Source organism: Micromonospora sp. DT31 (assembly GCF_049841795.1).
Lineage (GTDB): Bacteria > Actinomycetota > Actinomycetes > Mycobacteriales > Micromonosporaceae > Micromonospora.
The window spans coordinates 1-3534 of the sequence record NZ_JBNCKZ010000048.1 but is presented as its reverse complement, the minus strand read 5'-3'; the positions used below and the strand labels follow the sequence as shown (position 1 = coordinate 3534).

Below are 3534 nucleotides of genomic sequence, written 5' to 3'. Positions count from 1 at the left end.
GAGCTCAAGCCCGGCATGTGGCTGCAGACCGCGGCCGGCACCTGGGTCCAGATCACCGCCATCACCAAGACCGTCCGGCACGAACGAGTCCACAACCTCACCGTCAACGGCGTCCACACCTACTACGTCTTCGCCGGTGGTACCCCGCTTCTGGTCCACGATTGTGGCGAGCCCACCGAGACCGATGCGCAGTTGGCACGGGATCGAGCCGAGCAACTCCAGAGTGTGCGGAACGACTGTCCCCATGCTGCTGATCACGGCACGACTGCCGTAATGGGTGTATTTAACTGGCTCTTCACAACGTGGGGTGTAGTTGGGGACCGAAATGCGCCGGGGCGCCCGTCAGGGATCGGCGCCGGCTCGATGCTGGCGGCGGCGCGTGATGCCGGATGGGCCGTCGGCGATAATGTCGGCGTGGAGTATGTGTCCAGGGTGCCCGGTCCGCCGCTGGACGGGCTGATCGACGACCTCTACTACCTGGAGGGCGCCCCGCCGTACTCCCGGTTGATGCTGCCGGCGGCGCCCGCGCCATTGCTCATCGTCAACCTCGGGGCGCCGTTTCTCATCCGCGCAGGCACCGACGTAGACGCCGTGGAGTACGCCGACGGCTGCGCGGTTACCACGCCCACGCGTGCGTGGGAGTTCAGCTACCCAACCCCGACCCGGTCCGTGGGCGTCCACTTCAGGCCGTGGGGCCTGGCACCGTTCCTTCCGATGCTCGCGGCCGAGTTGTGCGACCGACCTGCGACGGTGGAGCAGATCTGGGGCCAGCCCGCTATCGCTGAATTGCGACACCGACTGACCTTGGCGGACGCACCGCACGAAATGCTGATGTTGCTCGAGGAGGAACTGGTGCGACGGCTGCGGGTGATCGACGGTCTTGACCTGGTCCGCCAAATGAGCAGCGCCGTCGCGGCGACAGGCGGGACAGTGCCGATCAGCGACATCGGTGTGGCGGCCCGCGCCAGCAGCACGTATTTGGCGAAGCGGTTCAAGGCCGTAGTCGGTGTCACGCCAAAACGGCTGGCTCGCAGCTACCGCTTCAGCTCCACCGTGTTGGCGCTCGACGTCGCTGCACCGATCGACTGGGGAGACGTTGCCGCTGGCGCGGGCTACTTCGACCAGGCCCACTTCGTGCGCGAGTTCCGGGAGTTCACCGGGCTCACGCCGACCCGCTACGCCGAAGTCCGGCGTCGATTCCTGCGCGATCATCCCGACCACGTCCTGGACGGCTGGCCGCTCCCAGCCGATTGATTTCGTACAAGAGCGACAGCTCACGCCGCACAAGACTTGGGACTCCAAACAGAGGAGGAATCCATGGGGAAAGTGGTCATGAACGCGTCGGTTTCGGTGGATGGTTTCATCGCGGCTGAGAACGACGATCCCGGTCCGATCTTCGAGTGGCTGGTCAGCGGTGACGTGCCGTTGGACGACAGTGGCGTTCTGAAGGTGTCGCAGGCTTCGTTCGATTACGTCCGGCCGTACTGGGACGAGGTCGGGGTGACCATTGCCGGCCGTCACGCCTTCGACATCACCGACGGCTGGGATGGGACGCCTCCGAGTGGGATCGACCATGTGGTCGTGGTGAGTCACCGTGGTGCGCCCGAGGGCTGGGACCTCCAGGCGCCGTTCCACTTTGTCGACGGCATCGAGGCGGCCGTGGCCAAGGCGCGGGAGCTTGCGGGTGACCGCACTGTCGAGTTCGCTGCTGGCGACGTCGGCGGCCAGGCGCTCGCGGCAGGTTGGGTCGACGAGGTACGCATGGACGTCGCACCCGTCGTGCTCGGGTCCGGTAAGCGTTACTTCGGCTCCGTCGACGCGCAGCACCTGCTGGAAGGCCCAGACGTAGTTGTTCAGGGCAACCGGGTGCTTCACCTGCGCTATCGGGTGCGCCGTTGACCGATCTGAGTGGGTACGCGAACAAGACCGCTGCGACGGTGACACGAGATCGGGCGTCCGGCTGCGTTTGTGCATCGCTGCCCCGGGACGGAAGTCGTGGTCTTCCAGATTGGCACACCTCGACTTGTCTGACGCTACCTTTGCCTGCCCTGACCTGACCAAGTTCTGCCGGCTCGACGAGCTCGGCCTGGCCGTCACCGGCCAACGACTCAGGCCCGACCGTGCGGTGCTGGCATGCCGGGTCGTCGAGCCGGACCCGTGGTGCCGTCGCTGTGGTTGCACTCGAGGCGATCGTGTGTCAGCACATGATCGTCGCGAGGGTCGCCGAGGGACTCGGGGTCGCGTGGAACACCGCCAACGACGCTGTCTTGGCCGAAGGCAAGCGGGTGCTGATCAACGACGCCACCCGGTTCGACGGCGTGGCCGCGATTGGGGTCGACGAGCACGTGTGGCGCCACACCCGCCGCGGCGACAAGTACGTCACCGTGATCATCGACCTGACCGGCATCCGTGACGGCACCGGACCCGCTCGGCTGCTGGACATGGTCGAGGGCCGCTCAAAGCAGGCGTTCAAGTCCTGGCTCGCCGACCGTGACCAGACGTGGCGCGACGGGGTGGAGGTGGTGGCGATGGACGGGTTCACCGGCTTCAAGACCGCCACCGCCGAGGAACTCCCCGACGCGGTTGCGGTGATGGATCCCTTCCACGTGGTCCGCTTGGCCGGCGACGCCCTCGACCGGTGTCGCCGCCGGGTCCAGCAGGCCATCCACGGCCACCGCGGGATGAAGAATGACCCGCTCTACTCCGCCCGCCGGACCCTGCACACCGGCGCCGACCTGCTCACCGACAAGCAGACCGACCGGCTCGCCGCACTGTTCGCCGACGATGCCCATGTCGAGGTCGAGGCCACCTGGGGGATCTACCAGCGGATGATCGAGGCCTACCGCGAGCAGGACCGGGGTCGTGGCCGCGAGCTGATGGTCAAGCTCATCGACTCGATCAGCCACGGCGTGCCGAAGCCCCTCACCGAGGTCATCACACTCGGTCGAACGCTGAAGAAGCGCGCGGCCGACGTGCTGGCCTACTTCGACCGACCTGGACCGTCCAACGGACCGACGGAGGCCATCAACGGCAGGCTCGAGCACCTGCGTGGCTCCGCCCTCGGCTTCCGCAATCTCACCAACTACATCGCCCGATCCCTGCTCGAGACCGGCGGCTTCAGACCTCAACTACACCCTCATCTGTGATGAGCCATTTAACTAGAAGACCAAGACTTGGACGAACCATGTTGCGATCAACGGCGGCGGTGCCATGCCGACCGCATGGAAACTCGGCTCGAATGAGAAGTTCGTCCAGGGCGCTGGTCACGCCGAGGAAGCCATCATCAGAAGCCTTGGGCCAGACGAAATCATTGGCTTCGGCGGTACATCGAGAAACATCTGCAAAGATACTTGCTATCCGCTTCTTAATGGACGTGGCATGAGATTCGGTGGAGCAGGGTATTTTGGGGGGAGGAGCGACAAGACGCCGTTCTCATACTTCTGGCAGGAGGGCTTCTACGACCTCGTGCGTGGTTGGCGGTAGCAGGATCTGTGCCGTCTCATCGTTGGTGGGGTGCGGCGGGTAGGGCACGGA

The 3534-nt window shown here is 65.5% G+C and carries 2 protein-coding genes and 1 pseudogene; all 3 read left to right on the top strand.

Annotated elements, in window-relative coordinates:
• Positions 1-1254: helix-turn-helix domain-containing protein (locus tag ACLQ2X_RS28290; RefSeq protein ID WP_425684122.1), on the top strand; the 1254-nt coding region annotated here is incomplete at its 5' end.
• 63 nt (positions 1255-1317) lie between these two features.
• Positions 1318-1899 carry a dihydrofolate reductase family protein gene (locus tag ACLQ2X_RS28285; protein ID WP_354787329.1) on the top strand — a complete coding sequence of 194 codons (582 nt, stop codon included), beginning with the start codon at positions 1318-1320 and terminating at the stop codon, positions 1897-1899.
• A 124-nt stretch (positions 1900-2023) separates the two neighbouring features.
• A pseudogene (locus ACLQ2X_RS28280) lies at positions 2024-3146 on the top strand (ISL3 family transposase).
• The last annotated feature ends 388 nt before the right edge of the window (positions 3147-3534 follow it).

Excerpts from the sequence above, each read along its gene's own strand:
- ACLQ2X_RS28285 (WP_354787329.1), top strand. The coding sequence starts at position 1,318 with ATGGGGAAAGTGGTCATGAACGCGTCGGTTTCGGTGGATGGTTTCATC.